The organism is Bradyrhizobium sp. SBR1B, assembly GCF_014198205.1.
In the GTDB taxonomy this organism is placed as follows: Bacteria; Pseudomonadota; Alphaproteobacteria; order Rhizobiales; family Xanthobacteraceae; genus Bradyrhizobium.
This window is the reverse complement of the sequence record NZ_JACIHC010000020.1, coordinates 19,253-44,656: the sequence shown is the minus strand read 5'-3', so window position 1 is coordinate 44,656 and position 25,404 is coordinate 19,253. Positions and strand designations below refer to the sequence as shown.

The following is a 25,404-nucleotide window of genomic DNA, read 5'->3' as shown; positions in this document are numbered from 1 at the left end:
TAGCAAGGTGGGCAGACTGTAGACGCATGCGTGCGCCGACCAGAACAACAAAAACGGCATAACGGCTTTAACCGGCGAGTATAACGGGATGAACGCAGATGCGAAGGCGCTGGCGGCAAGCTTCGACCTCGAGAAGCTGACGCCGGAATTCTACGACGACCCCTACCCGACCTATCGTGCACTGCGGGAGAACGAGCCGGTCAAGCGCCTGCGCAGCGGCACCGTGTTCCTGACCCGCTATGACGATCTCGTCACCACCTACAAGAACACCAAGTCGTTCAGCTCGGACAAGAAGCGCGAGTTCGCGCCGAAATACGGCGACACCCCGCTCTACGAGCATCACACCACCAGCCTCGTCTTCAACGATCCGCCCGCGCATACCCGCGTGCGTCGCCTGATCATGGGCGCGTTGTCGCCGCGGGCGATCGCCGGCATGGAGCCTGACATCGTCAAGCTGGTGGACGGTCTGCTCGATGCCATCGCGGCCAAAGGGGCTTGCGAGCTGATCGAGGATTTCGCCGCGTCCATCCCGATCGAGGTGATTGGCAATCTGCTCGACGTGCCTCACGAGGAACGCGGGCCACTGCGCGACTGGTCGCTGGCGATCCTGGGTGCGCTCGAACCCGTGGTGTTGCCCGAGGTCGCCGCGCGCGGCAACAAGGCGGTGACGGATTTTCTCAGCTATCTCCAGACGCTGGTGGCACGCCGGCGCGACAAGCCGGGCAATCCCGAGCGCGATGTGCTGACACGCCTGATCCAGGGTGAGGAGAATGGCGAGCGGCTGACCGAGAAGGAGCTGCTGCACAATTGCATCTTCCTGCTCAATGCCGGGCACGAGACCACCACCAATTTGATCGGCAACGGCCTCGTCGCGCTGGATCGCAATCGCGACCAGAAGCAGCGGCTGATCGGCAATCCCGACATGATCAAGACCGCCGTCGAGGAGATGCTGCGCTATGAGAGCTCGAACCAGCTCGGCAACCGCATGACCACGGAAAAGATCGAACTCGGCGGCGTCATGCTCGATGCCGGCACGTCGGTGACGCTGTGCATTGGCGCCGCCAACCGCGATCCCGCACAGTTTCCGGACCCCGAGAGCTTCGACATCGCGCGCACACCGAACCGGCATCTCGCCTTCGCCACCGGCGCGCATCAATGCGCCGGCATGGCGCTGGCGCGGCTGGAGGGCGCGATTGCGATCTCGCGGTTCCTGGCGCGCTTCCCGAACTATGCCGTCAGTGGCCAGCCGGTGCGGGGCGGACGGGTGCGGTTTCGCGGCTTTTTGAGCGTGCCCTGTACGATCGGCTGAGGGCTCGACACCAAAAACTGCGAAAACAACCCCATGCACAGTAGAGAACCCTCTGATACTTTTGGCAAATCAGATCGGGCTACGCCACCGGAGGGATGAAGACTTCCAAGGCGGCAAGTTGATACCCAGATCAAGCTGAGGGCCGGCGGTGCAGTCGGTTGGCACCGCCGCGCGCAGCCATGGAGTGACGACAGATGAGCGCGTCGGTCATTGATTTCGTCGCAACGGAAGCACGCTTTGGGGCCCATAATTACGAGCCGATCGGGGTCGTCTTGTCCCGCGGCGAAGGTGTCTGGGTCTGGGATACCGAGGGCAACCGCTATCTCGATTGCCTCTCGGCCTATTCGGCGGTCAGCCAGGGCCACTGCCACCCCAAGATCCTGGCGGCGATGGTGGAACAGGCGCACAGGCTGACGCTCACTTCGCGCGCCTTCCACAACGACCAGCTCGCCCCCTTCTACGAAGAGATCGCGGCACTGACCGGCTCCCACAAGGTGCTGCCGATGAACAGCGGCGCCGAGGCGGTCGAAAGCGCGATCAAGTCGGTGCGCAAATGGGGCTATGAGGTGAAGGGCGTGCCGGACGGCCAGGCCGAGATTATCGTCTGCGCCAATAATTTCCACGGACGCACGCTGGGCATCGTCGGCTTTTCAACCGACCCCGACACTCGCACACATTTCGGCCCGTTCGCGCCGGGCTTCAAGATCATCCCGTTCGGCGACGCCACGGCGCTGGCGGAGGCAATCACCCCAAACACGGTCGCCTTTCTGGTCGAGCCGATCCAGGGCGAAGCCGGTGTCATCCTTCCTCCAGCCGGTTATTTCGCTGAGGTGCGGGAGCTCTGCACCACCAACAACGTGATGCTGGTACTCGACGAGATCCAGACCGGGCTCGGCCGCACCGGCAAGCTTCTCGCCGAACAGCACGAGGGAATCGAGGCGGACGTGACGCTGCTCGGCAAGGCCTTGTCCGGCGGCTTCTATCCGGTATCGGCCGTGCTCTCGAACAACGACGTGCTCGGGACATTGAGGCCCGGCCAGCATGGTTCGACGTTTGGGGGCAATCCGCTTGCCTGCGCGGTGGCGCGCGCGGCGCTGCGCGTGCTGACCGAGGAAGGCATGATCGAGAACGCGGCCAGGCAGGGCGCGCGCTTTCTGGAAGGCTTGAAAGACATTCGCGCCAACACGATCCGCGAGGTGCGCGGGCGCGGCTTGATGCTGGCGGTTGAGCTGCATCCCGAGGCCGGCCGCGCCCGCCGCTACTGCGAGGCGCTTCAGAGCAAGGGCATCTTGGCCAAGGATACCCACGAGCAGACGATCCGCATCGCTCCGCCGCTGGTAATCACAAGCGACCAGGTCGACTGGGCGTTAGAGCGGCTCGCCACCACCCTGACGCAGGATTTCTCTTGAGGCGGCCTGCGTCGGAAGATCGCAATGCCGGCCGCGGCCGGCAACGAACGATTCCGCCAGCTGCGCGTTGAACGTCGTGGGCGATTACGAGCTGGGAGCGACAATCATGCTTCCGCATGGCGCTTGCCTTACGGCTGCTTTCATTGGTGTCTCGATGCTGGCGACGAGCGTCGGCGCGCTCGCCCAAGGACCCGGCCAGGGACATGGAAGGGGCGGACCTGCCGGTCCGGCCGCAGCGCCGGCAGCACGGCCAGCAGCACCGCCGGCCATGGCCCGTCCGGCGGCGCCGCCAGCGATGGCACGTCCCGCCGCCCCGGCGTTCCATCCACCGGCCATGCCGCAGCGACCGGCCATGGCGCCGCGCCCGGCGCCCCACATCGCCGCACCGCCGCCGCGTCCGGGCCCCCGTTTTGCAGCACCGCCGCCGCGTCCGGGCCCCCGTTTTGCAGCACCACCGCCGCGAGCCGCCCCGCACGTGGCAGCGCCGCGACCTGAAATCCACCGGGCGCAGGCAGCACCACAACGTCCGGCCATGGCCCCGCGGCCGACGCCGCATATCGCCGCCCCCTCGCGTCCAAGCGGGCCATCGGCTGTGACCGCGCGGCCGCCGCGACAGGAGGGGATGGAGCAGCGCGCGCAGCAGCATCAGCAGCAGATCCAGCAGCGACAGCAAATCGTGCAGCAGCGGCAGCGCGAGATGCTCACGCGTCAGAGCTCGGAACGGCAGAGCCGCATCGATCGGATGCAACAGCGCGTGCAGCAATTGCAGTCGCAGAAGCCGGAAGGCGTGCGGGCGCAACGTGCACAGGAGCGGACGCTGCAGACGCAGAACCGCCTGCTCCAGCGCGAACAGAGCATGCAGCAGCGCGATCAGGCGCGCCTGCAGCGGTTGGGCCCCGAGCCCGCCACAGTTGGGCGAGCCGCCGCTGCCGTCGCCGCCGTGCAGGCGGCCGAGCGCGGGCGATTTGCCGAGCGCTTCCGCGAGCAGGCCCCTGCGCAAGCCCAGGCGGCGCTCACCACCCGCCAGAGCGGCTGGGCTCCCCGGCAGGCCTGGCGACACCGCCATCCCGCGGTGTTCGTGGCGTGGCTTGGGCCGGTGTTCTGGCCTTACGCTTATTCCGACATTTTCAACTACACGTTCTGGTCCTATGGCTACGAGCCCGGTTATTGGGCATATGCCTATGACGACTTCGTCGACACCGTGTTCTGGGGTGGTGACGGCCCCTACTCCGCCTATGCCAGCACCAACCCGTATGATTATCCGCAAGCCGGCGGCAGCAGTCGCGCCCGTCCGCGCGCGAGCGTGAGCCCGCAAACGCTACAGCAACTGTGCGGCACACCGGACAAGGGCGTCACCGCCTGGCCGCTTGCCGATATCGCGAAAGCGGTGCGGCCGACGCCGGAGCAACGCGCGCTGCTCGATGAATTGAAGACCGCGGCGGCCAACGCTGCCGGCGTGTTCAAGGACTCCTGCGCGGAGACCTATGCACTGACTCCCCCCGGCCGCCTGCGCGCGATGATGAACCGCATCAGCGCGACGCTGGAAGCCGTCAAGATCGTTCGACCGGCCCTGGAGAATTTCTACAACTCGCTCAGTGACGAGCAGAAGGCCAGCTTCAATGCGCTCGGCCCGAATGTCGGCGAGCGCTCGCCGCAGCAACAAGCCAACGTCGAGGGCTGCGGCGATCCGAAATCCAGCCTGACCCAGCTGCCGATCCAAAGGATCGAGGCTGTGCTCCACCCAGCCGGCAAGCAGAAGGAGGCGCTCGACCGCCTCAGCGAAGCGACAGCCAAAGGCGTTGAAGGCCTGCAAGCGGCTTGCCCGAACGATGTGCCGCTGACGCCGGTCGGACGGCTGGAGGCGATGCAGCACCGGCTCGAGGCGATGCTGACGGCCGCCAAGCTGGTAGAGCCTGCGCTGGACGAGTTCTATGCCACGCTGAGCAGCGAGCAGAAGGCGCGCTTCAACACGCTGCAACAGGTCGCGGGGCCGTGAGGACGGCATCGCGTTCTCTCGTTGCAATTTGCGTCGCGGTCGAACGAAGCGGGGTCACGTAATCGTCCTGCTTCAAAGCTCGACGAGACCATGTATGTCGCTGCCGCGCACTCTCTGTGAGGGTGCGGCGGCACGTAACGCAAGCGACAGCCTCGTTTCCGACCTCACGAGGACTGCCCAGCCTCATTCGTGTTTGTGATCGCGTTGCATTGCTGGAAGTGAGAAGACAACTCGAGATTAGCCAGATGATCCCAGTATTCCGCTTCTGCGAGCAGCTTCCATTTGTTCATGCTGTTGTACGCGGCCTGTTGGCGGCATAGTGAGCTCATCGCACGCAAACGCTGCACCTTATCCACTGCGAACCTCTCTTCACGCTTGCTTGTTTGCAAGCGCATTCTGTTGTCACAGCTTCGCAGATCGAATTGACAGGTGATAGTCCGGTGTTTGACGGTGAATCAATGATAGCGCAATCGTCCGACTTTTCGGCGAACGGCCGTGGCCGACAAATTCGATCGCAAAACCAGTTTGGCACGGCGCATTGAATTGCAGATCGTCCTTGGCGGTCCTTCGCCGCGCCAAAGCACGCCAGTGCCTTCGGCAAAGCTCGCCAGCCATGTCACGCCGGACACGGCAATGGCCCCGACGGTTGCACGTCGGGGCCATTCAAGGTCAACAGGCATGGGTACATCCGCCGTCCCTGCTGATCGTTGATGCCACTGATTACCGCATCCGATCTGGCACAGACTGTGGCGAGGCTGCGGCATCGGCATGATGACATTCTGCCTGAAAGCTGATGGCAGTCCACCACATCTTTGGTGGTACTCCGACCAGCTCGCCGCCTCGCCAGCGGGGCGAACTTGCGCTGGACCAGTTCTATCGACGCCGAACAGCGGGCAGAACGTCCGCTTCAACACGCTGCAACAGCTCGCCAGCCCGTAGGGGCCGCCACTCGTGGTAACTTTACACCGCCGCCTTATGCCGCGCGATGCAGGTCCGCAGCACCTCCTCCATCGGCTTGCCCCACCAATCGTGGGAGAAGATCTCGATCTCGGAATAGCCTTCAAAGCCCTCCGCTTCGACCGCCGCCCGCACGGATTTGATGTCGATGACGCCGTCGCCCATCATGCCGCGGTCGTTGAGGATGTCCTTTGTCGGCACCAGCCAGTCGCAGACATGGAACGCGAGCAGGCGATCCTTGCCGGCGCGCGCGATCTGGCTCATCAGCTCCGGATCCCACCAGATGTGATAGACGTCGAGCGCGACGCCGAGCATGCCGCTGCGAGCAGGATCGAGCCGGTCGCAGATGTCGAGCGCCTGCTTCGTCGTATTCACGCAGGCGCGGTCGGCCGCGTAAGCCGGATGCAGGGGCTCGATCGCCAGCGGCAGTTTGGCCTGCCTCGCGTAGTCGAGCATGTCGGCGAGAGCCTCCTCGACCTGCCCGCGTGCCGTCACGATGTCCTTCGAGGCCTCGCTGCCCGGCCGCGAATATTGCGGCAGGCCGCCGACGACCAGGACGATGCAGGGCGCGCCCAGCGCTTTGGCCTCGTCGACGCAGCGCCTGTTGTCGTCGCGCACTTCACTCCGGCGCGATGCGTCCGAGGTGAACATGCCGCCGCGGCAATAGCCTGAGAGCTCGAGGCCGGCATCGCGCACTGCGCGCGCGGCGCGGTCGAGGCCGACGGATGCCACCTGGTCGCGCCAGGGATCGATGGCGCGGATGCCTTGCTTTGCACAGGCATTGATGATCTCGACCAGGTCACCCTGCTTGCGGACGGTTGCCGTGTTCAGCGACAACCAGCGATGGTCGGACGAAAATTCGCGCATCAGGATTCGATACCGTGGGTGGCGAGCACGGTCTTCATCCGCTGCGTCGCGAGTTCAGGGTTGGCGAGCAGGCCGGCCTTGTCGGCCAGACGGAACAGCTCGGCCAGATGCAACGTAGAGCGCGTGCTCTCCTGTCCCCCGACCATGGTGAAATGGTCCTGGTGGCCGTTGAGATACGCCATGAACACCACGCCGGTCTTGTAGAACCGCGTCGGCGCCTTGAAGATGTGACGCGACAGCGGCACCGTCGGCCCCAGCACGTCGTGGAATCCGGCTTCGTCGCCGGCCGCCAGCCGCGACAGTGCGTAGGATGCCGCCGGCGCAATGGCGTCAAAAATACCAAGCAGCGCATGCGAAAAGCCCTGCTCGTCGCCGGCGATCAGCTCCGCGTAATTGAAGTCATCGCCGGTGTACATCTTGATGCGCTTGTCGAGGCGCCGGCGCATGTCGATCTCGCGCTGCTTGTCGAGCAGAGAGACTTTTACGCCATCGACCTTGGCGGCGTTGCCGTTGATGATGGCCACGGCCGTGTCCATCGCCTTGTCGAGATCCCCGGTGCCCCAATATCCCGCCAGCGCCGGATCGAACATGTCGCCGAGCCAGTGAATGATCACGGGCTCACGGACCTGCGACAGCACGCGGTCATAGACCTTGGCGTAATCGTCAGCGTTGCGACCAAGCTTGGCCAGCGCGCGCGATGCCATGAGGATGATGCGGCCACCGACCTTCTCCACCGCCGAGATCTGCTCCTCATAGGCGCGGATCACGTCGTCGAGGCTCCTGGCATCCTCGACCACGAGATGGTCCGTGCCGGCGCCGGAGAACACCAGCGCGTTGCGGCGCTTGGCGGCGGCGACCGAGCGCGTGATCAGCTCCAGCGAGGTCGGCCAGTCCAGCCCCATACCGCGCTGAGCGGTGTCCATGGCTTCGGCAACGCCAAGACCGAGGTCCCAGACGTGCTCGCGGAAGGCGATGGTCTTGTCCCAGTCGACGGCAGCCGACAGCCAGGGATCGTTGTCCGCGAAGGGATCGACGACCGTGTGCACGGCCGAGAAGGCTATGCGGTTCAGCGGTCCTTCGAGCTTTGCGGGAAACGTACGGGAGGCTGCGAGCCGGTAGGTCTCGATCGACCGGTCGGCCTTGGGCAGCTTGAGCGACAATGACGACATCGGCAGAACGGGCTTGTTCATGACTTCAGACCTCTCCCCGTCATTGCGAGGAGCGAAGCGACGAAGCAATCCAGACTGCCTCTGCAGAAAGACTCTGGAATGCTTCGCTTCGCTCGCAGTGACGGCTTAACAGACATCGAGACTTATCCAATCGATCTCACGCCTTGATCGGCGCGACGTCGATCCAGCGCCGCTCCTTCCAGCTCTTGAGCGCGCATTCGGCGAGCTGCACGCCCTTGACGCCTTCGAGCAGCGTGAACTTGTAGGGCGCATCCTCGTAGACGTGACGGATGAACATCTCCCACTGCTCCTTAAAACCGTTGTCGTAGCTGACGTTGTCAGGCAGCTTCTGCCAGTCGCCGTAGAAATCGTGCAGCCGCTTCTCGTCGGGATTCCACACTGGCCTCGGGGTGGCCTGCCGCGCCTGGATCATGCAGTCGCTGAGCCCCGCGACCGCCGAGCCATGGGTGCCGTCGACCTGGAAGGTGACGAGGTCGTCGCGATAGACGCGCGTCACCCAAGACATATTGATGTGGGCGATGACGCCGCCTTCGAGCTGGAACGTCGCATAGGCGGAATCATCCGCGGTCGCCTTGTACTTCTTGCCCTGCTCGTCGAAACGCTCGGGGATGTCGGTGTTGCCGATGCAGCTCACGCTCTGGACATTGCCGAAGAGGTTGTCGAGCACGTAGCGCCAGTGGCAAACCATGTCCAGAATGATGCCGCCGCCGTCTTCGTCGCGATAGTTCCAGGACGGCCGCTGCGCTTCCTGCCAACCACCTTCAAAGACCCAATAGCCGAACTCGCCGCGCACCGAGAGGATGCGGCCGAAGAAGCCGCTATCGCGCAGGAACGCGATCTTCTTCAGGCCGGGCAGGAACAGCTTGTCCTGCACCGTGCCGTGCTTGACGCCCTTGGCATTGGCGAGCTTGACGACTTCAAGCGCCTCCTCAAAATTCGTCGCGATCGGCTTCTCGCAATAGACGTGCTTGCCGGCATTGATCGCCTGGGTCAGCAAACCCGGGCGCGCCTGCGTGGTCGCGGCATCAAAGAACATGGTGTCGTTCTTGTCGGCGAGCGCCGCATCGAGATCGGTGGTCCAGCGTGTGATGTTGTAGCGCTTGGCGAGCGCCTCGACCTTCTCGGCGCTGCGGCCGACCAGGATCGGATCGGGCATCACGCGGTCGCCGTTCTTCAGCCGTACACCGCCCTGCTCGCGGATCGCGACGATCGAGCGGATCAGATGCTGGTTGAGCCCCATGCGGCCGGTGACGCCGTTCATGATGAGGCCGAGGCGTTGGGTGGTCATGTCAAATGCTCCTGAAGTGATCTCGGCTGTTCGAGCGGGCGGAGCGCCGACCAGTCCGGATGAACCGACGTCGCAAAGCCCGTTGCGTGGAGCGATCCCGTCAGGAGATCGCCGTTGTGAATGGAGAGGCGAATGCCCTGCCCGGTATCGGCATAGAGATCGGGATGCGCGGCGGCGAACGCCCGCGCTTCGGCGAGAGGCGTGTCGCCAAAGCCGTCGACATAGTGATGGCCGTTGCGTTCGGCATGGGTGACGCCGATGAAGGCGCCGAGCGCGAGGTCCTGCTGCACGGCGAGGCCGGCCTGGCAGGTCAGATCCTCGCCTGTGATGAAAAACGTTTCAGCGCCGGTAGTCCATTGCGCGGCGCGGACCGCGTTAAGGATCGATTTGTAGAGACCCTTGCAGGATTTCGAGGAGATGCCGCGATAGCCGAGCGGCCTCATCGCCAGAAACGTTCCGTAGGAATCATCGGCTTCGTCGATGATGAAGTCACGCGTGGCGAGCGACCCGAGAGCAGTCTGGAATGTAATATCGCGCGGCATTGGCTGCTCGATGTAAAGAAGCCGGGTCGAGATTCCGTGCAGGGCTGCGTCGCCATCAAGGCGATCGATCAATGCACGCAATGCAGCAAGGTCGGCGTATTGTTCGTTGGCGTCGAGGGAGACCTTGTAGTCACGATCCAGGTTTCCGAGTTCTTTGCCGATGCGCGCCAGCCGTGCCACATCTGCTTCCGGATCGCCCGACAATTTGAGCTTGAAATAGCGAGCGCCAGCGTTTTCGCGTACGTCCGCTACCCCACCCTCGCCCTCGATCTTGTCATCGAGGCCAACCGTGTGCCGTATAGCAACCCGCGGCAGAGGCGTTCGGCCCTTCAGAAACCCTGCGATCTCGGCGCCGGTCAGATCGAGTGACATCCGCCCGTCGATCCCCGCGATGTTGTCAGCCATTCCCTCGAAAAAGCTCGCACCGACCGCGCGCAGGAGCGCGTCGAGGATCGCCTTGTCGATTTCCGCCGGACCATAGCCCGCTGCAAGCGGCGGAATATCCTCTTCCGCACACGCCTTGACTTGGGCGGCAATACACGACGCATGCAATCCAAACGCTGGACGAAACCCGGTCTCCGCAAGATAAAGCCCGCGCGCAATCTCGAGCGACCGCCGCAAGCCATCCACCGTCTGCGCCGGGGACAGCTCCGGCCGCTTGTCGAACCATTTTGGCACGAGCAGCTCGGCACTGGCGCCGACCGCGCTCCCCCTGCCCTCCACCTCGATCTCGACTCGCACGAACAATTGCGGCGTCGCGTTGATCGTGATCGCACCGAAGCGGAATGGCCGCGCGAACTGCACGGGACGTTCGAAGAAGGCGATGTCTCGCAGCTTCAGGCGGGGTGACATAGTGCTAGTTGGTCCCGACGATTTCGCCACGGCGGCGGTGCACCTCTCCCGCTTGCGGGAGAGGTCGGCGCAACGCGCCGGGTGAGGGTTTTCTCCTCTTAGGGGTCCTCGCGAGCGGAGACACCCCCTCCCCGACCCTCCCCCGCAAGCGGGAGAGGGAGCGCATCGCCGTCGTGGTTGCAGCCGAGATTAGTCGCATTGCCTTAGTCCAATGCCCCTTGCGAGAAGAAATGCTTGCGGATGCGCTGCACAAGCTCGGTGAAAACCGGGTCGGCCATGACGTCGAGCGAGCGCGGGCGCGGCAGCGGTACGTCGTAGATCGCGGCGATTGCGCCGGGGCGCTCGGTCATGACCAGCACGCGGTCGGCCAGGAACACGGCCTCCGGAATCGAATGCGTGATCAGCAGCACCGTCTTCCTGGTCTCGCGCTGGATCCGCATCAGCTCGACATTCATGCGCTCCCGCGTCAGCGCATCGAGCGCGCCAAACGGCTCGTCCATCAGCATGATTTTTGGATCGTGCACCAGTGCGCGACAGATCGAGGCGCGCTGCTGCATGCCGCCGGAGAGCTGCCACGGCAGCTTCTTCTCGAAGCCTTCGAGGCCGACCAGCTTCAGCAGCGCCTTGGCGCGGGGAAGATATTTGTCCCGCGGCAGCCGCTTCATGTCGATCGGCAGCATGACGTTGGACAGAATGTTGCGCCAGGGCAGCAGTAACGCGTTCTGGAAGACGATGCCGACATTGCCGTGCGGCGTCGTCACCTTCTCGCCCTCGACCAGAATCTCGCCTGATGTCGGCGGCAGCAAGCCGGAGATCAGCTTGAGCAGCGTGGACTTGCCGCAGCCGGATGGCCCGACCACGACGAAGAACTCGCCGTCGTTGATGTGGAAGTCGAGCGGACGCAGCGACGGCACATCGCCGTCGCGCGTCCGGTAGGTCTTCGACACGCCGGACAGTTTGATGCCCGAGGCATCGCCCGCGGCCCGGTCGCTCACCAGTCTCAGATGGGCGGCCGGCTGGACATCGATTGGTTTGGTCGCAGGGTTCATCGCAGCGCCCTCCCCCCGTCGTCCCTGCGAATGCAGGGACCCATACGCCGTGCCGGTACGTTCAGGCACGCGGGGAAAGACCTTCCGCAACAATCAAGGCCGGTGGTTATGGGTCCCTGCGTTCGCAGGGACGACGGCGGATATTGATCGCTCACGAGCCACTCTTCGGCAGATAGTCGTTGGTGTAGAAGGCTTTCGGGTTGTCCTTGGCCTTGGCATCCAGTCCGCCATATTCGACCATCAGGTTGACGGAGTCCGTCATGTTCTGGTCCGTGACCTGGAACGGCCGCTTGCTCTTGGTCTCCGCGGTCCGGTACAGCGGAATGGTCAGCTCAAAACCCTGCGTCAGCGTGTCGATCTTGCCGCCCTTGGGGTTGGCATCGAGGATCGACTGCGCGGCGGCCTTCGGCTCCTTCTCGGCGGCTTCCACCGCCTTGGTCGTCGCCGACATGAAGCGGCGGACGAGATCGGCATTGGCCTTCACATAGTCGGCATTGGCGATGATGCCGGAGGAGACCATGTTGATGCCGTAGTCGGCAAACTTGATCGGGTAGACGTCTTTGCCGGTGGCGTCCTTGATCTTCATCGACTGGTCCATGACATAGCCGAGCAGCAGATCAGCCTGGCCGTTGATGACCGCATTGAGCTTGGTCTGGCCATCGCCGGCAACGGTCTGGAAGTCGCTCTCCTTCAGGCCCGTCTTCTTCAGGAACAGCGGCCAGATCTGGGTCATGGAATCGGCCGGCGTGATCGCCACCGTCTTGCCCTTGATGTCTTCGGGCTTCCTGATGTTCTTGTCGGCGAAGCCCATGGCGGACATCGGTGAGGTCTGGAGCAGCACGCCGGTCGCGACCACGGGCGCGCCCTTGATCGCGGCGCGCATCATGGTGGGGACGTCGACATAGCCGAAATCGGCAGTCTTGGCGGCGACGGCCTGCGTGGTCGCAGCCGAGCCGCGGCCTTCCTGGATCTCGAGCTCGATGGCCTCGGCGGCATAGATGCCCTTGGCCTTGCCGTAATAAAACGGCGCGTGCTCGCCATAGACGTACCAGTTCAGCATCAGCACGACCTTGTCGGCCGCCTGCGCCGGCATGGCCGCAAACACCATCAGCACCGCTGAGACAGCCCCAATCAACCGCTTCATCGTCACTCTCCCTTGCCGTTGTTGTTTCGGCCGTTGGTGGCCGTTTGTGTTCTAGTTAAGAAGCGAAAATCACGTCCTCGCGCTGGCTGACATGCCAGGGAATGACCAGCTTCTCGATCCGGTCGACGATCCAGAACAGGATCACGCCGAGCAGCGCGAGGATCACCAGGGCTGCGAACATCGTCGGCAGGTCGAACGTGCCGATCGAGCGCTGCATCACGTAGCCGATGCCGGAATTGGACCCCACGAACTCGCCGACGACGGCGCCGACCACGGCGAGCGTCACCGACACTTTGAGACCCGAGAAGATCGCCGGCAGCGCGTGCGGCAGATTCACCGCACAAAACACCTGGAAGCGGCTGCCCTGCATGGCGCGGGCGAGATCGACCATGTCAGGATCGACCGATTTGAAGCCCTGCACCGCCGAGACCACCACCGGAAAGAAGCCGAGCAGGAACGCCGAGATCACCTTTGGAATGATGCCGAAGCCGAACCAGACCACGAACAGCGGCGCGATCGCGATCTTGGGCACGGATTGCGAGAACACCAGCAGCGGATAGATGTAGCTCTCCACCGTCTTCGAGCCCGCGATCAGCATGGCGACGGGAATGCCGAACAGAGCGGACAGCGCGAAACCGCAGACCGTCGCATAGGTCGTCGGCCAGGACTGGCGCAGCAATTCCGGCCAGTCGGTACGCAGCACCGCGACGACGTCGAGGGGCGACGGGATCTGATAGGCGGGGATCCTGAACAGCCGGATGGCGAGATCCCAGGCGACGACGATGAAGACGAGGAACAAGAACGGCCGAACCCAGGCCGCATTCAGCAGCTTGGAGATCGCATTCTGCGGCTTCAGCTCGGCCAATTTTCACTCCCGGCAGTCTTCTTCGTTGTGGGGAGAAATTAACCCGTTGGATAAATACTGTCCAGACCTTTCCCTGTGACGTTTTGCGGCGGCGGTTCCGCGGTGCTTTGGAAATGGGACGTTGCTGCGCTGCGTCCGGGGCATGAGACCGCCCCACTCTCGGTGCCATTCTCCGCGAAAGCAGGGAATCCAGTACGCGGCGCCCTCTCCTCTTCCCTTCGCTGTCTCTGGAATACTGGATCGCCCGGGCGAGGACAGCGGAGAAACTTGGCATCAGCAGCCGATCGTCGACCAGCGACGAGCGAGCACTACACCGTCTGCGCCACCACGCTGCGCGACTTCGGCGCTTTCGCGATCTCGAACAAGGCCACGGACTGCCCCGTCAGCGCCGCCAGCACCAGGCCGACCATATGGGCCAACCGCTCATCCTTGGCCTTTTTGTCCAGGAGATCGCGGCCGAAGATCACGCTGAGCGTCGCCGAGTTCGAGAGGTAGAAGAAGCAGAGGCCTGCGATCGAGATGTAGAGCTGCACCGGATCGACCGCGACCTGGAAGTCGCCGCTGTCGACGCCGCGTCGCACCACGGTGCGGATCATCTCGACGAAGGGCGAATGCATCGACTTGACCTTGGTCGATTTCTTCAGGTGCTTGGCGCGCGCGAGGTTCTCGGTCTGCAGCAGCGACAGGAATTCGGGATTGCGCAGGAAGTAGTTCCAGGTGAACTCGATCAGGCGCCGGATGGCCTCGGGCGGATCGAGATGCTCGAGATCGAGCCCCCGCTCCTCGCTGCGAATCTTGTCATAGGCGCCTTCGAGCACCGCGAGGTAGAGCTCGTCCTTGTTGCCGACGTGGTAGTAGAGCATGCGCTTGTTGGCGCCGGCCTTGGCCGCGATACGGTCGACGCGTGCGCCGGCGAGCCCGTGAGCGGAAAACTCCTGCTTGGCGGCTTCGAGAATGCGCAGCCGCATGCCCTCGGGATCACGCTGCCATTTCAGAGTTCGCTTTGCCTTCGCCAAGTGGAGTGCTCGCTGGGTGCTGTCGGTACGCATGTAACACGCGGGCAGCCCGCCGCATAGTTTCGCGACAGTGAAAGCCAAGCAAGCCGGTGTCGTAGGGTGGGCAAAGGCGCCCTTGCGCCTTGCCCACGTCTTCTCATCGAGCAGCCAAGACGTGGGCACGCTGCGCTTTGCCCACCCTACGAGAGTCTTCGAGTGGAAAGACCGCTTTCACCCCACCGGCTTGGGCGAGCGCTCCAGCAGAACGGTCTGAATGCCGCACGTCCCGTTCCGCACCGTCATGATTCGCGTGCCGGGCTTGCGGCCGTTGCGGACCTCGGTGACGTCGAGGCCGGCGGCGATCAGGCGGGCGCGCGTGGCGTCAATGTCGGCGACCCGCCAGCTCAGGCCCCAGAGCCGGTCACGCGCGTGGTCACCGCCGGCGACCGGCCGGCGGACCACCTCGACGATGAGATCGCCGCAGCGGAAGAACATCAGCTGGCCCCAATCCTGGTGCGAGCGATCGAGCGCCAAATCGAGCCCGAGCCGTGCGCCATAGAGCGCGGCGGCGCGTTCGGAATCCTCGGTGGTGACGACGACATGGTCGAGTGCGTCGATCGGCGCGACGTCGGTCGCCGGGGAGAGCGGACGCTCGTCGGCCAGTTCGAGGAAGAACATGCGCACGCCGCGCGTGAGTTCCGTGGCGGCGCGCGTGCGCTTCCAGTGCAGGACGGCGCCCGACTCGTCGTCGCTGCTTTCGACCTCGGCGACCGGATCCGGGCTCAGGGCCACCCGCTGCAGCCGCCGGTGCATCCTGCTCATGTCTGCGACACGAAAGCACAGGCTGGCGAGCACGCCCTCCTGGTCGTCGAGCAGCGCACGCATCCGATCGGCCGTCACGCTGAAACCGCTCGGCGCCATCAATTCGATCGTCATGTTCTCGAGGGTGAACAGCACGCGGTCGGCGCCCTCGCCGGAGTTCTGCCAGGCCGGCGCGCGGGCGAGCAGCGTCTGGTAGGCCGCCTTGGCTGCACCGATATCCCTGACCAGAGCGACGACGTGATCGAGGCCGGTGATCATATGTCCCCCTTTTGATCGACCCTTTTATTGACCTGGAACCAATGCGCAGAAAACACGGCGTTTGTCCGGGCTTGGCATTGCCCGGTGATGGTCGTATTCCGGCCTCATGCTGACCTCAAGCGCTTGGGGCGGCAGATTTGCGAATAATTTCAGCGATCCCTGAGCGGAACCGGTGCTACAGTAAGCGCGCCGGCCTGGACCACAAAGCGCATGACGGACAAGCAATGCAGGCTCTCTTCATCGGACAGACCTATATCGACGTCGTCTTCATTACCGACCACATGCCGACCGGAGACGAAAAGCACGTGGCCTCGGACTACGCGGTCTCCTTCGGCGGCAACGCGGTGACGGCGGCGTTCTGCTGCGCCAAGCTCGGTATCGTGCCTGACCTGATCGCCACCGCGGCCAATGACTGGCTGGGACGCATGTTCCAGGACATGTGCGCGAAATACGCGATCTCGCTGCACGGGCGGAAGGTCAACCAGTCCTCGCTCTCCTTCATCATGCCCAAGGACGGCAAGCGCGCCATCGTCCGCTGCCGCGACGACGAGCACATCCACCCCTTTCCGATGCTCAATCTCGGCGGCTGCCGCGCGCTGCACGTGGATGGTCATCAGCCCGATGCCGCGATTCACTACGCCAAGGTCTGCCGCGAGGCCGGCATTCTGACCTCACTCGACGGCGGCGGCCTGCGCACCAACACCCATGAGCTGCTGGAATATATCGACGTCGCCATCGTCGCCGAACGCCTGTGCGAGCAGATGGACCTGACGCCGGAGAAGATGCTCGACTATCTCAAGAGCCGCGGCTGCAAGATCGGCGGCATCACCATGGGCGAGAAGGGCCTGCTCTGGTACGACGAAACAGGGACGGTGCAGGTGATGCCGGCGATGCCGATTCCGCGCGAGCGCGTGATCGACACCAACGGCGCCGGCGACGTGTTCCACGGCGCCTATGTCTATTCCTACCTCGCCCATCCCGGCAAAAGCTGGCGCGAGCACTTTGATTTTGCCCGAGCCGCCTCGACCTTCAAGATCCAGCGCCTCGGCAACGAGGCCGGCTTGCCGACGCTCGTCGACATCGCCAAGGTCAGGCACGAGTTCGAGGTCAGGGTCTAGATCCAGATGGGGCGCGTTTTCGTCGCCGGCAGCATCAACATGGATGTGGTGGCGACCGCCGATCGCCACCCGCGCGTCGGCGAGACCGTCGCCGGCCGCGAGGTGCTGTATTTTCCAGGCGGCAAGGGCGCGAACCAGGCGGTGGCGGCGTCACGGCTCGGCGCGAAGACCATGCTGATCGGGCGACTGGGGAAGGATTCGTTCGGGGCTGAGCTGAAGACGTTCCTCGGCGCGCAAGGCATCGATCTCGGCTCGGTGCGCGACGCCGACACCCACACCGGCACTGCGATCATCACGGTCGCGGCCTCCGATAACACCATCGTCGTCATTCCCGGCAGCAATGCGCAGGTCGGCGCGGATGATGTCGCGGACGTGCCGCTGGCGAAGGGCGATGTCGCCGTCAGCCAGTTCGAGATCCCGCTGACGACGATTGCCGCGTTCTTTGGGCGCGCACGCGAGGCCGGGGCCGTAACCTTGCTGAACCCGGCGCCAGCGCAAAAGATGTCCGGTGAACTGCTCGCGCTCGTCGACATCCTCGTGCTGAACGAGACCGAGCTCGGCTTCCTCGCCGGTGAGGAATTATCCGACGGCGACGAGGCCGCGAAGATCTTCGATGTTGCGCGAATACTTCAGGCGCGCGCGGACCAGACCATCTGCATCACGCTCGGCAAGCGCGGCGTGCTTGCGCTTGCGGGGCGCGAAGAGGCCGCCGTGCCCGGGCGTGCCGTGAAGGCGGTCGATACCACCGGCGCCGGTGATTGTTTTGTCGGCGCGCTCGCCCCGCAACTGGCTGACGGTGTGCCCTTGCGCGCCGCCCTCGCCTTCGCCAACGCGGCCGCCTCGATCAGCGTGCAGCGCATGGGCGCGGGGCCGTCGATGCCGACGGCCGCGGAAGTGGCGGCTGTGCTCCGCGCTGGTTGATCACGCCAGCGCGCTTTTCAGATCGAAGCTTTCATCCGCGGCCTGCGCCGGCGTGATCGAGCGATTCATGCCCTGCAACCGTCGGCCGAACATGTGATCGCCGGCGCGGTTGATCGATTCGATGCCGAGCAGCGTCTCACCCTTGTAGCAGAACGCGGAAAACGCCTTGTTCGCGGCGCTGCCACGCAGCACGACGCGGTCGTAGCCGGTGGTGAGGCCGGAGATCTGGAGCTTATCGTCGCCCTGGTCGCTCCAGAACCAGGGATGGCTGTCGTAAGGTTTGCGGTCGCCGGTCAGTCGCGCGGCGAGGCAGCGGGCGTGGTCGGTGGCGTTCTGCACCGATTCCAGCCGCAGCGATCCGCCGAAGCGCGGGCTTGCGAACAGCGCGCAATCGCCGATCGCGGAGATGTCAGGGTCAGCCGTCGAAAGATATTCGTCGACAATGATCCCGGCGGCGACCGGCAGCCCGGCTTCCGCGGCAAGCTCGATGTTGGGCAGCACACCGACGCCGACCACGACGAGGTCGGCGGGCAGATGCCGACCGTCGCTCAGGGAGACCCCGGTGACCTTGCCGCCTTCTGCCTCGATCGAGGTCGCCTGCACGCCGAGATGGACGCGGATACCGGCCTCGCGATGGCGTTCCTGAAAATACTCCGACACCTCCGCCGTCACCGCCCGCGCCATCACGCGCGGGGCGAGCTCGAGCACGTCGACCTCGAGGCCCTTGATCCGCGCGGTGGCGGCGAATTCCAGGCCGATGAAGCCGGCGCCGATCACCACGACCCGTGACTTCGAGGGCATGATCGCACGCAGCGCCTCGCTCTCGTCGAGGATGCGCAAATACTTCACGTCGGGCAGATTCGCATTCGGCAGATCAAGCAGCCGGTTGCGCGCGCCCGTCGCCAGCACGAGATGACCGTAGGCCAGCGTCTCGCCCGAGGCGAGCAGCACCTTGTGGCCGGCGCGGTCGATCGACACTGCACGGCCCGCGATCAGCTCGATCTTCTGGTCCTGATAAAATTTCTCCGGCCGGAACATCAGGCTCTCCGGCCCGGCCGAGCCCTTGATATAGGCCTTGGACAAAGGCGGCCGCTGATAGGGCAGATGCGCCTCGTCATTGATCAGGCAAATGCGCTGCGAAAAGCCCGCCTGGCGCAGCGATGCCGCGACCTGATAGCCGCCATGGCCGGCACCGACGATGATCACCGGACCGTCGCTCATTGGACAGCCCATTTCCGGAAGACACGAGCGTGACCCATGCCGTCTCCTCTCTCGCTGATTTTGGTTGCTGGCCTTACGAGGAGCCGGCGCTCGTGTCCGTCCCTTGGCAAAGGCAGCCCCATTTGAGCCTATCGTTTCGCCCCGCGCAAGGGCGGCGGTCGGGGATTGTCACCCCTGCCCTTCTGCGATTTAGTTGCAGCAACCACCTCCTGCCGGAGACTCTCTCAGATGCCAGCTCCCATCTCCCAGCCCGATGATCCCGCCCTGCTGCGGATCGACGGCCCGATCGCGACCATCACGCTCAACCGTCCCGCCGCGTTCAACTCCATCAATCTCGCCATCGCGCAGAAGCTAGAGCAGCTTGCGGCCTATCTCGAAGGCGACGACGACCTCAAGGTCGTCGTGCTCGAAGGCGAAGGCCGTGCGTTCTCGGCCGGCGGCGATCTGCAGACGATTGGTGCCGCCGCCGAAGCGGGCACGGTGACGCCTGTTGTCGGCGAGCTCTTGAAGTACTATCACGCCTTCATCGAAATCATCCGGCGCATGCCGAAAATCTCGTTGTCCAGCGTTCACGGCTCGGCCGCCGGTGCCGGCATGGGCCTCGCCTTCGTCACCGATCTCTGCATCGCCGCGGACGACGCCAAATTCACGCCGGCTTATGCCAAGATCGGGGTGTCGCCGGACGGCGGCTCGACGGTCGGCATCGTCGGCACGGTCGGCTCCCGCCGGGCGCTGCAGATCTTTCTCGCCGAGGACAATTTTACCGCGCAGCAGGCCTATGAATGGGGCCTCGTCGCCAAGACGGTTCCGGCCGCCGAACTGAAAGCGGCCACCCGAAAACTCGCGGAGCGTCTGGCGCAGAACCCGCCGGCGGCGATATCAGGCACCAAATCGCTGGTCTATCAGGCCGCCACCACGCCGGTGAAGCAGCAGCTCGATGCCGAGGAGCACAAGATCATCATGGCGATGAACACGGAGGAATTTCGCAGCGCCGTGAAAAAATTCACGAGCAAGTCGAAGTGACGACACCAGCGCGTACGTTCTACGGCCTTCGTCACGGCGCGACCGACTGGAATCGCGAGGGACGATTCCAGGGGCGGACCGACAATCCGCTGAACGAGGACGGTCTGCGGCAGGCGCACGAGGCCGTGGACATGCTGCGCGGCGCAGGCATCAGCCGCATCGTCGCAAGTCCCTTGGCCCGCGCGGCGCGAACGGCCGAGATCATCGCGGCCGCGATCTCGGTGCCGCTGGCGATTGACGACGGCATCATCGAATTCGACTTCGGGAGCTTTGAAGGCCTGCCAGTTCGCGACCTCATGATCAAGCACGGGGTCAAGTCGGCGACGGGCCTCGTCTCGATCCTGCCAGCCGACGGCGAGAGCTGGGACACCATGACGAAACGGTCGCTGGCTTGCGTCTCGGCGTGGCTCGACCGTCATCCCGGCGACGATCTCCTGTTCGTCTGCCATGACGCGGTGATGCAGGGGATGGCCAACGCGCTGTGCGGCAGCTACTTCAAGAATAGCCATGGCACGCCGTTCCGTTACGTGCGCGAGCAGGCGCAATGGCGCGTCGAGCAAGTCGTTACTTCGGACAGATATAGCCCGTCCCCGCCGGCGACTTGAAGCAGCCGACCGATTCCGGCAGCACTTTCTGCGGCAGCCACAGCACCACGCTCGGGAAGTAGATCGCGAATGCGATCGTCCCCAGGAACACCAGATAGATCGGCAACGCAGCGCGTAGCGCTTTCGCGAAACTTATGCCGACGAATTTCGAGGCCATCAGCAGCACCAGCCCGTAAGGCGGCGTGATCAGGCCGAAGGCCAGCGTGGCGATCAGCACCACGCCCATATGGACGCTATTGATGTCACCCGCCTCCGTCAGTGTGTTGACCAGCGGCATGAAGATGATGATGGTCGGCACCGGTTCGATGAAATCGCCGACCACGGTGAAGAGCAGCACCATCAGCAGCATGATCAGATGCGGATCGTTACCTGCCATCGAGGTGATGATTTCGGCGATGTAGCTCGCCCCACGCAGATAAGCGAGCATCCAGCCGAAGGCATTGGCCGCGCCGATGGTGACCAGCGGCAGCGAGAAGATCAGTCCGGCAATGCAAAAATCGTAAGGGATACTCTTGATGTGCCCGCGATTGAGCGCGGGGATCACGACCAGCACGATCCAGACCACGGCGACCACGCCGGCTTCCGTCGGTGTGAACCAGCCGGTCAGGATGCCACCGAGCAGGATCACCGGGATCATCAGCGGCAGCGCCGCATCGCCGGCAGCGAACACCACCTGCCGAAGCGGCGCGCGCGGCTTGCGCAGGCCGGAGGGGCCGAAGAAGTAGCAATAAAGCATCAGACCGAAGCCGATCATCAGGCCGGGCACCACGCCCGCCATGAACAGGCCCGCGATCGAGACGTTGCCGACCGCGCCATAGACCACGGCGGTGATGCTCGGCGGCACCAGCGCGGCGATTGTGGAGGCCGAGGCAATGATGGCGGCGATGAAGGCCGGCTCGTAACCCTCTCGCTTCATCGGCCCGCCAAGCGCGCGGCTCATCACGGCGACGTCGGCGGTGGTCGAGCCCGACATCTCCGAGAAGAACATGCTGAAGACGACGACGACCTGCGACAGCCCGCCCCTGATATGCCCGACCAGCGACACCGAGAGGTTCGCGATCCGCACCACCACATTCGCCGAGCTCATGAGCTCGCCGACCAGCAGAAAGAACGGGATCGCCAGCAGCGCCTCGGAATCGACGCCGTCAAAGATCTTCTGGATGATGGCCGCGAGCGAAACGTCGGAGAGGATCGCGCCGATGAAAACGCCGGCCATCAGCGAGAACGGCACGGGCACGCCGAGATAGCCGAACGACAGGAAGCAGATCGTCATCAACGCCAGAACAACAGGTGCGCTCATAGCTGCGCCCTCGCCTGCGCGTCGGTGACGATGGGCGTTCCATCCTCCTCGGGCGGCTCGGGATGGTCGAAGCCGTTGCGCAGGCCGTTGACCAGCTGCTCGATGGTGAACAGGCCGATCAGCACGCCCGACAGCGGGATAATCGCATAGAGCGAGGCGATCGGCGTACCCGACGGCAGGCGAAAGCTGCCGAAGCCGCGCAGATAATTCTGGTAGCCGTACCAGATCAGGCAGAAGGCGACACCGAGCACGACGAGACGGATGATCAGCTCGACGATCAGCCGCGAGGTGCCGTGCAAGGCCTCGGAGATCGCGGTGAGATAGAGGTGGTCGTTGCGGCGCGTCGCAGCGGCCGTGCCGATGAAGATCGCGTAGATGAACAGCGTCGAGGTGACCTCCTGCAGCCACAGCCAGGGATGACCGATGGTCCGGGTGACGATGTCCGCGGTGACCGACAGCGAGAAGCCGAAGCAGAGCACGCCGCAGAGGATCATCAGCGCGAGCTCAAGCCAGTCGAGCCAGCGCCATTTCAGGTGGCGTTGGCGATGCACGAGCAGTTTATCGGCGATGGCCATTAGTCCCCGTCCCAAAGCTATCGGATGTGACAGCTGGGAAGCTGCCGATCACACTCGGCCTGCATGGTTCGAGACGCCCGCTTCACGGGCTCCTCACCATGAGGGTCTAAAATCTCGCCGCGAAACTAGACCTCATCCTGAGAGCCCGCCGCAAGGCGGGCGTCTCGAAGGATGGCCGCAAGCGACCTAATTGATTGACCGGATCAAGTCCTTGATCTTCTCGGCGTGCGGCCCGAGCTCCTTGGCGAGCTTGTCGAGATAGGGATCGGCGACCGCAACAAAGCTCTTCTTGTCGACGTTATCGACGACCTTCACGCCCATCTTCTTCAGCTTTTCGGCGGCGGTGCGCTCCAGCTCGAACGCCTTCGCCGGCTCCTTGGTGCTGATCTCGTTGGCCGCCGTCTGTACCCAGCCCTTCTGCTCGGCCGACAGGCTCTGCCAGAGCTTGTCGGAGATGAACACCAGCGCGTTGTTGGCCTCGTGCTCGGTGATGTTGAGGACCGGCGCCACCTCGTAATGCTTGTTGACGAGGTAGACGTTGATGCTGTTCTCGGCGACGTCGACGACCCCGGTCTGCAAGCTGGTGTAAACGCTGCCGAACGGCATGTGCACGGTCTGGGCGCCATAGGCCGGGAACATGGTGTCCTCGGTCGCGGTCGCCTGCACGCGGACCTTTGCGCCCTTGATGTCGCCGACGTTGTGGATCTCCTTCCTGGCGTACATGTGGCGCACGCCCTGCGATCCGGTCGCGATCACGTGCAGCCCCTGCGTGGTCTCGTCGATCATCGTCTTGAGCGCTTCAAACACGCGGGGATCGGCCAGCCCCTTGACCACGTGCTTCTCGTCACGGAACAAATAGTGCAGCGACATCACGCCGGCCTGCGGCGAGATCGTCGCGGTGTTGGCGGAGGAGATGATCGAGAATTCGACGTCTCCGGCTTTCACGAGCTGGAGCACCTGCGGCTCCTGCCCGAGCTGCGCGCCCGGATACTGGTCGATGATCATGGTGCCTTTGCTCAACTCCTTGAGCTTTTCGGCAAAGATGTCGCCCGCGATGGAATAGCCGGTGTTGCGCGGCTGGTCATAGGCGAAGCGATAATGCTTCACCTCCTGCGCCCCCGCCCCGGTCACGAACAGCACGGCGGCCGCAGCCGCCAACCCATGTAAGAATCCTGGCATGGATCGTGCAATCATCGTTTCCCCCTATGTTATCGCCCGCCGCTTGTGCGGTCTGAGCGCTCGTCGTTCGTCAGCTTGTCTCGGTCTTCCCAGTCCTCTGCATGAAGTCGAAGTCGCAGCCCTCGTCGGCCTGCATGATGGTTTCGTTGAACAGCCAGGCATAGCCGCGCCGCGCCTCATCGGGCGCAGCCGCCGGCTTCAAGGCAGCGCGCCGGCGCTCCAGCTCGGCCGCATCGACCAAGAGCTCGATGCTGCGCTTGGCTACATCCAGGCTGATCTTGTCGCCGTTCTTCACCAGCGCCAGCGGCCCGCCGACGGCGGATTCCGGGGTGATGTGCAGAACGATGGTGCCGAACGCGGTGCCGCTCATGCGCGCATCCGAAATGCGCACCATGTCCTTGGTGCCGCCGCGCGCGAGCTTCTTCGGAATCGGAAGATAGCCGGCCTCCGGCATGCCCGGCGCGCCTTTCGGGCCGGCATTGCGCAGCACCAGCACGTCGTCGGCGGTCACGTCGAGATCGGGATCGTCGACGCGCAAGGTCATGTCCTCGACGGATTCGAACACCACCGCGCGCCCAGTGTGCTTCAACAGCTTCGGACTTGCCGCGGATTGCTTGATGACCGCGCCGCGGGGCGCAAGATTGCCGTGCAACACGGCAAGGCCGCCCTCTTTCTTAATCGGATTGTCACGCGAGCGAATGGCGTCCTGACCGGGCACGTCCTCGGCATTGGCGACGACATTGCGCAGGGTCTGGCCCGAGATGGTCTTGGCGTCGAGATCGACGAGGTCGCCGAGTTGCGCCAGCAGCTTCGGCACGCCGCCGGCGTGATGGAAATGCTCCATATAGTGCTCGCCCGACGGCTTGAGGTCGACCAGCACCGGCACCTCCCGGCCGATCTGGTCGAACACTTCGAGATCGAGCCGATGCGGCGAGCGATGCGCCATCGCGGTCAGATGGATCAGGCCGTTGGTGGAGCCGCCAATCGCCTGGAGCACGACCTGCGCGTTCTTGAAAGACGCGGGTGTCAAAAGCTCGCTCGGCTTCGGCCCCTTGGTCTTGGCCATCTCGGCGGCGACCTTGCCGCTCGCCTCGGCAAGGCGGAATCGTTCGGCATGCGGCGCCGGGATCGTCGCGCTCATCGGCAGCGACAGGCCCATGGCTTCGATCATACAGGCCATGGTCGAGGCCGTACCCATCACCATGCAGGTGCCGACCGACGGCGCGAGACGGCCGTTCACTGCTTCGATTTCGACATCGTCGATTTCGCCGGCGCGATACTTGCCCCATAGACGGCGGCAATCGGTGCAGGCGCCCAGCACCTCGCCCTTGTGATGGCCGACCACCATGGGACCGACCGGAATGACCACGGTCGGCAAATCGGCGCTGATCGCCGCCATCACCTGCGCCGGAAGGGTCTTGTCGCAGCCGCCGATCACGATCACCGAATCCATCGGCTGGGCCCGGATCATCTCCTCGGTATCCATCGCCATCAGGTTGCGCAGATACATCGAGGTCGGATGGGCAAAGCTCTCGGCGATCGAGATGGTCGGGAACACGAACGGCATCGCGCCCGACAGCATCACGCCGCGCTTGGCGGCTTCGATGATCTGCGGAACGTTGCCGTGGCAGGGATTGTAGTCGCTATAGGTATTGGTGATCCCGACGATCGGACGCTCCAGCGCGTCGTCGGAATAGCCCATGGCCTTGATGAATGCCTTGCGCAGGAACAGCGAGAAGCCGGCATCGCCATAGCTCGTCAGACCCTTGCGCAACCCACTCGTCATCATGCCACTCCTTCAGTTGCCATTGTGGTACAGCCCGCACCTCGATTGTCAATAAGCTTGGCCCATATTGTCGCATTTTCCGCCCAAAGGCTCGATCTTCGGCACGAATTATTGACAATCTGTCCCTTCCCTG

The 25,404-nt window shown here is 64.1% G+C and carries 22 protein-coding genes; 7 read left to right on the top strand and 15 right to left on the bottom strand.

Translation table 11 applies throughout. The features are described 5' to 3' along the window. Positions 1-88 precede the first annotated feature (88 nt). The 3 genes from GGD61_RS33530 to GGD61_RS33520 all read left to right on the top strand — a co-directional run bounded on the left by GGD61_RS33530 (position 89) and on the right by GGD61_RS33520 (position 4,714). A complete protein-coding gene (locus tag GGD61_RS33530) occupies positions 89-1,309 on the top strand; it encodes a cytochrome P450 (RefSeq protein ID WP_092259608.1) in 1,221 nt (406 codons plus the stop codon). Positions 1,310-1,503: 194 nt separating this feature from the next. Further along, on the top strand, positions 1,504-2,718 hold the full coding sequence (gene rocD / locus GGD61_RS33525; protein ID WP_092259610.1) for an ornithine--oxo-acid transaminase: 1,215 nt from the start codon (positions 1,504-1,506) through the stop codon (positions 2,716-2,718). A gap of 622 nt (positions 2,719-3,340) precedes the next feature. Next, positions 3,341-4,714: a Spy/CpxP family protein refolding chaperone gene (locus tag GGD61_RS33520; protein ID WP_244550716.1), complete on the top strand. Its 1,374-nt coding sequence runs from the start codon at positions 3,341-3,343 to the stop codon at positions 4,712-4,714. 164 nt (positions 4,715-4,878) lie between these two features. On the opposite strand, the gene GGD61_RS33515 is transcribed toward GGD61_RS33520, so the two are convergent. The 10 genes from GGD61_RS33515 to GGD61_RS33470 form a co-directional block, all read right to left on the bottom strand. Continuing rightward, entirely contained in the window at positions 4,879-5,070 is a 192-nt protein-coding gene (locus tag GGD61_RS33515) for a hypothetical protein (RefSeq protein WP_092259961.1), read from the bottom strand. Positions 5,071-5,674: 604 nt separating this feature from the next. Continuing rightward, positions 5,675-6,538, bottom strand: coding sequence for a sugar phosphate isomerase/epimerase (locus GGD61_RS33510; protein ID WP_092259613.1), 864 nt, complete (start codon positions 6,536-6,538; stop codon positions 5,675-5,677). After that, the gene (locus GGD61_RS33505; protein WP_092259615.1) at positions 6,538-7,728 is read right to left on the bottom strand and encodes a dihydrodipicolinate synthase family protein; all 1,191 of its coding nucleotides are present in this window, start codon (positions 7,726-7,728) and stop codon (positions 6,538-6,540) included. Before GGD61_RS33505 ends, GGD61_RS33510 begins: the two co-directional genes overlap by 1 nt. Before the next feature lie 136 nt (positions 7,729-7,864). Next, positions 7,865-9,016, bottom strand: a complete 1,152-nt coding sequence (locus tag GGD61_RS33500; protein ID WP_092259617.1) for a Gfo/Idh/MocA family protein — start codon at positions 9,014-9,016, stop codon at positions 7,865-7,867. Further along, entirely contained in the window at positions 9,013-10,410 is a 1,398-nt protein-coding gene (locus GGD61_RS33495) for a hypothetical protein (RefSeq protein ID WP_092259619.1), read from the bottom strand. The genes GGD61_RS33500 and GGD61_RS33495 overlap by 4 nt, the downstream gene beginning before the upstream one ends. A 203-nt stretch (positions 10,411-10,613) precedes the next feature. Then, complete coding sequence (locus GGD61_RS33490) at positions 10,614-11,459, bottom strand: ABC transporter ATP-binding protein (RefSeq protein ID WP_018322821.1); 846 nt, start codon at positions 11,457-11,459, stop codon at positions 10,614-10,616. A 151-nt stretch (positions 11,460-11,610) separates the two neighbouring features. Continuing rightward, a complete protein-coding gene (locus tag GGD61_RS33485; RefSeq protein ID WP_183231915.1) occupies positions 11,611-12,603 on the bottom strand; it encodes an ABC transporter substrate-binding protein in 993 nt (330 codons plus the stop codon). A gap of 55 nt (positions 12,604-12,658) precedes the next feature. Then, the gene (locus GGD61_RS33480; RefSeq protein WP_018322819.1) at positions 12,659-13,468 is read right to left on the bottom strand and encodes an ABC transporter permease; all 810 of its coding nucleotides are present in this window, start codon (positions 13,466-13,468) and stop codon (positions 12,659-12,661) included. Between the two features lie 308 nt (positions 13,469-13,776). After that, entirely contained in the window at positions 13,777-14,484 is a 708-nt protein-coding gene (locus GGD61_RS33475) for a TetR/AcrR family transcriptional regulator (protein WP_177237255.1), read from the bottom strand. A 210-nt stretch (positions 14,485-14,694) separates the two neighbouring features. Beyond that, positions 14,695-15,543, bottom strand: a complete 849-nt coding sequence (locus GGD61_RS33470; RefSeq protein WP_018322817.1) for a VOC family protein — start codon at positions 15,541-15,543, stop codon at positions 14,695-14,697. A gap of 224 nt (positions 15,544-15,767) precedes the next feature. Between GGD61_RS33470 and GGD61_RS33465 the strand changes: the two genes are divergently transcribed. Together GGD61_RS33465 and GGD61_RS33460 are read left to right on the top strand one after the other, a co-directional pair. Further along, positions 15,768-16,661, top strand: a complete 894-nt coding sequence (locus tag GGD61_RS33465; protein ID WP_018322816.1) for a sugar kinase — start codon at positions 15,768-15,770, stop codon at positions 16,659-16,661. 6 nt (positions 16,662-16,667) lie between these two features. After that, positions 16,668-17,582, top strand: a complete 915-nt coding sequence (locus GGD61_RS33460) for a ribokinase (protein ID WP_183231914.1) — start codon at positions 16,668-16,670, stop codon at positions 17,580-17,582. Here GGD61_RS33460 and GGD61_RS33455 read toward each other — a convergent pair whose 3' ends face one another. Then, the gene (locus GGD61_RS33455; RefSeq protein ID WP_092259627.1) at positions 17,583-18,803 is read right to left on the bottom strand and encodes an NAD(P)/FAD-dependent oxidoreductase; all 1,221 of its coding nucleotides are present in this window, start codon (positions 18,801-18,803) and stop codon (positions 17,583-17,585) included. 228 nt (positions 18,804-19,031) lie between these two features. On the opposite strand from GGD61_RS33455, the gene GGD61_RS33450 reads away from it, so the two are divergent. Continuing rightward, positions 19,032-19,826, top strand: a complete 795-nt coding sequence (locus GGD61_RS33450; protein WP_092259629.1) for an enoyl-CoA hydratase/isomerase family protein — start codon at positions 19,032-19,034, stop codon at positions 19,824-19,826. Beyond that, positions 19,823-20,431 (top strand): histidine phosphatase family protein, encoded by a 609-nt coding sequence (locus GGD61_RS33445; protein WP_092259631.1) that lies wholly within the window; start codon positions 19,823-19,825, stop codon positions 20,429-20,431. Before GGD61_RS33450 ends, GGD61_RS33445 begins: the two co-directional genes overlap by 4 nt. On the opposite strand, the gene GGD61_RS33440 is transcribed toward GGD61_RS33445, so the two are convergent. The 4 genes from GGD61_RS33440 to GGD61_RS33425 all read right to left on the bottom strand — a co-directional run bounded on the left by GGD61_RS33440 (position 20,391) and on the right by GGD61_RS33425 (position 25,271). Then, complete coding sequence (locus GGD61_RS33440) at positions 20,391-21,731, bottom strand: TRAP transporter large permease (RefSeq protein ID WP_092259633.1); 1,341 nt, start codon at positions 21,729-21,731, stop codon at positions 20,391-20,393. The two genes, GGD61_RS33445 and GGD61_RS33440, sit on opposite strands and share 41 nt — an antisense overlap. Beyond that, positions 21,728-22,306, bottom strand: coding sequence for a TRAP transporter small permease (locus GGD61_RS33435; RefSeq protein ID WP_018322810.1), 579 nt, complete (start codon positions 22,304-22,306; stop codon positions 21,728-21,730). The genes GGD61_RS33440 and GGD61_RS33435 overlap by 4 nt, the downstream gene beginning before the upstream one ends. Positions 22,307-22,492: 186 nt before the next feature. After that, the gene (locus tag GGD61_RS33430) at positions 22,493-23,500 is read right to left on the bottom strand and encodes a TRAP transporter substrate-binding protein (RefSeq protein ID WP_018322809.1); all 1,008 of its coding nucleotides are present in this window, start codon (positions 23,498-23,500) and stop codon (positions 22,493-22,495) included. Positions 23,501-23,555: 55 nt separating this feature from the next. Beyond that, positions 23,556-25,271, bottom strand: coding sequence for an IlvD/Edd family dehydratase (locus GGD61_RS33425; protein ID WP_177237256.1), 1,716 nt, complete (start codon positions 25,269-25,271; stop codon positions 23,556-23,558). Positions 25,272-25,404: the final 133 nt, after the last annotated feature.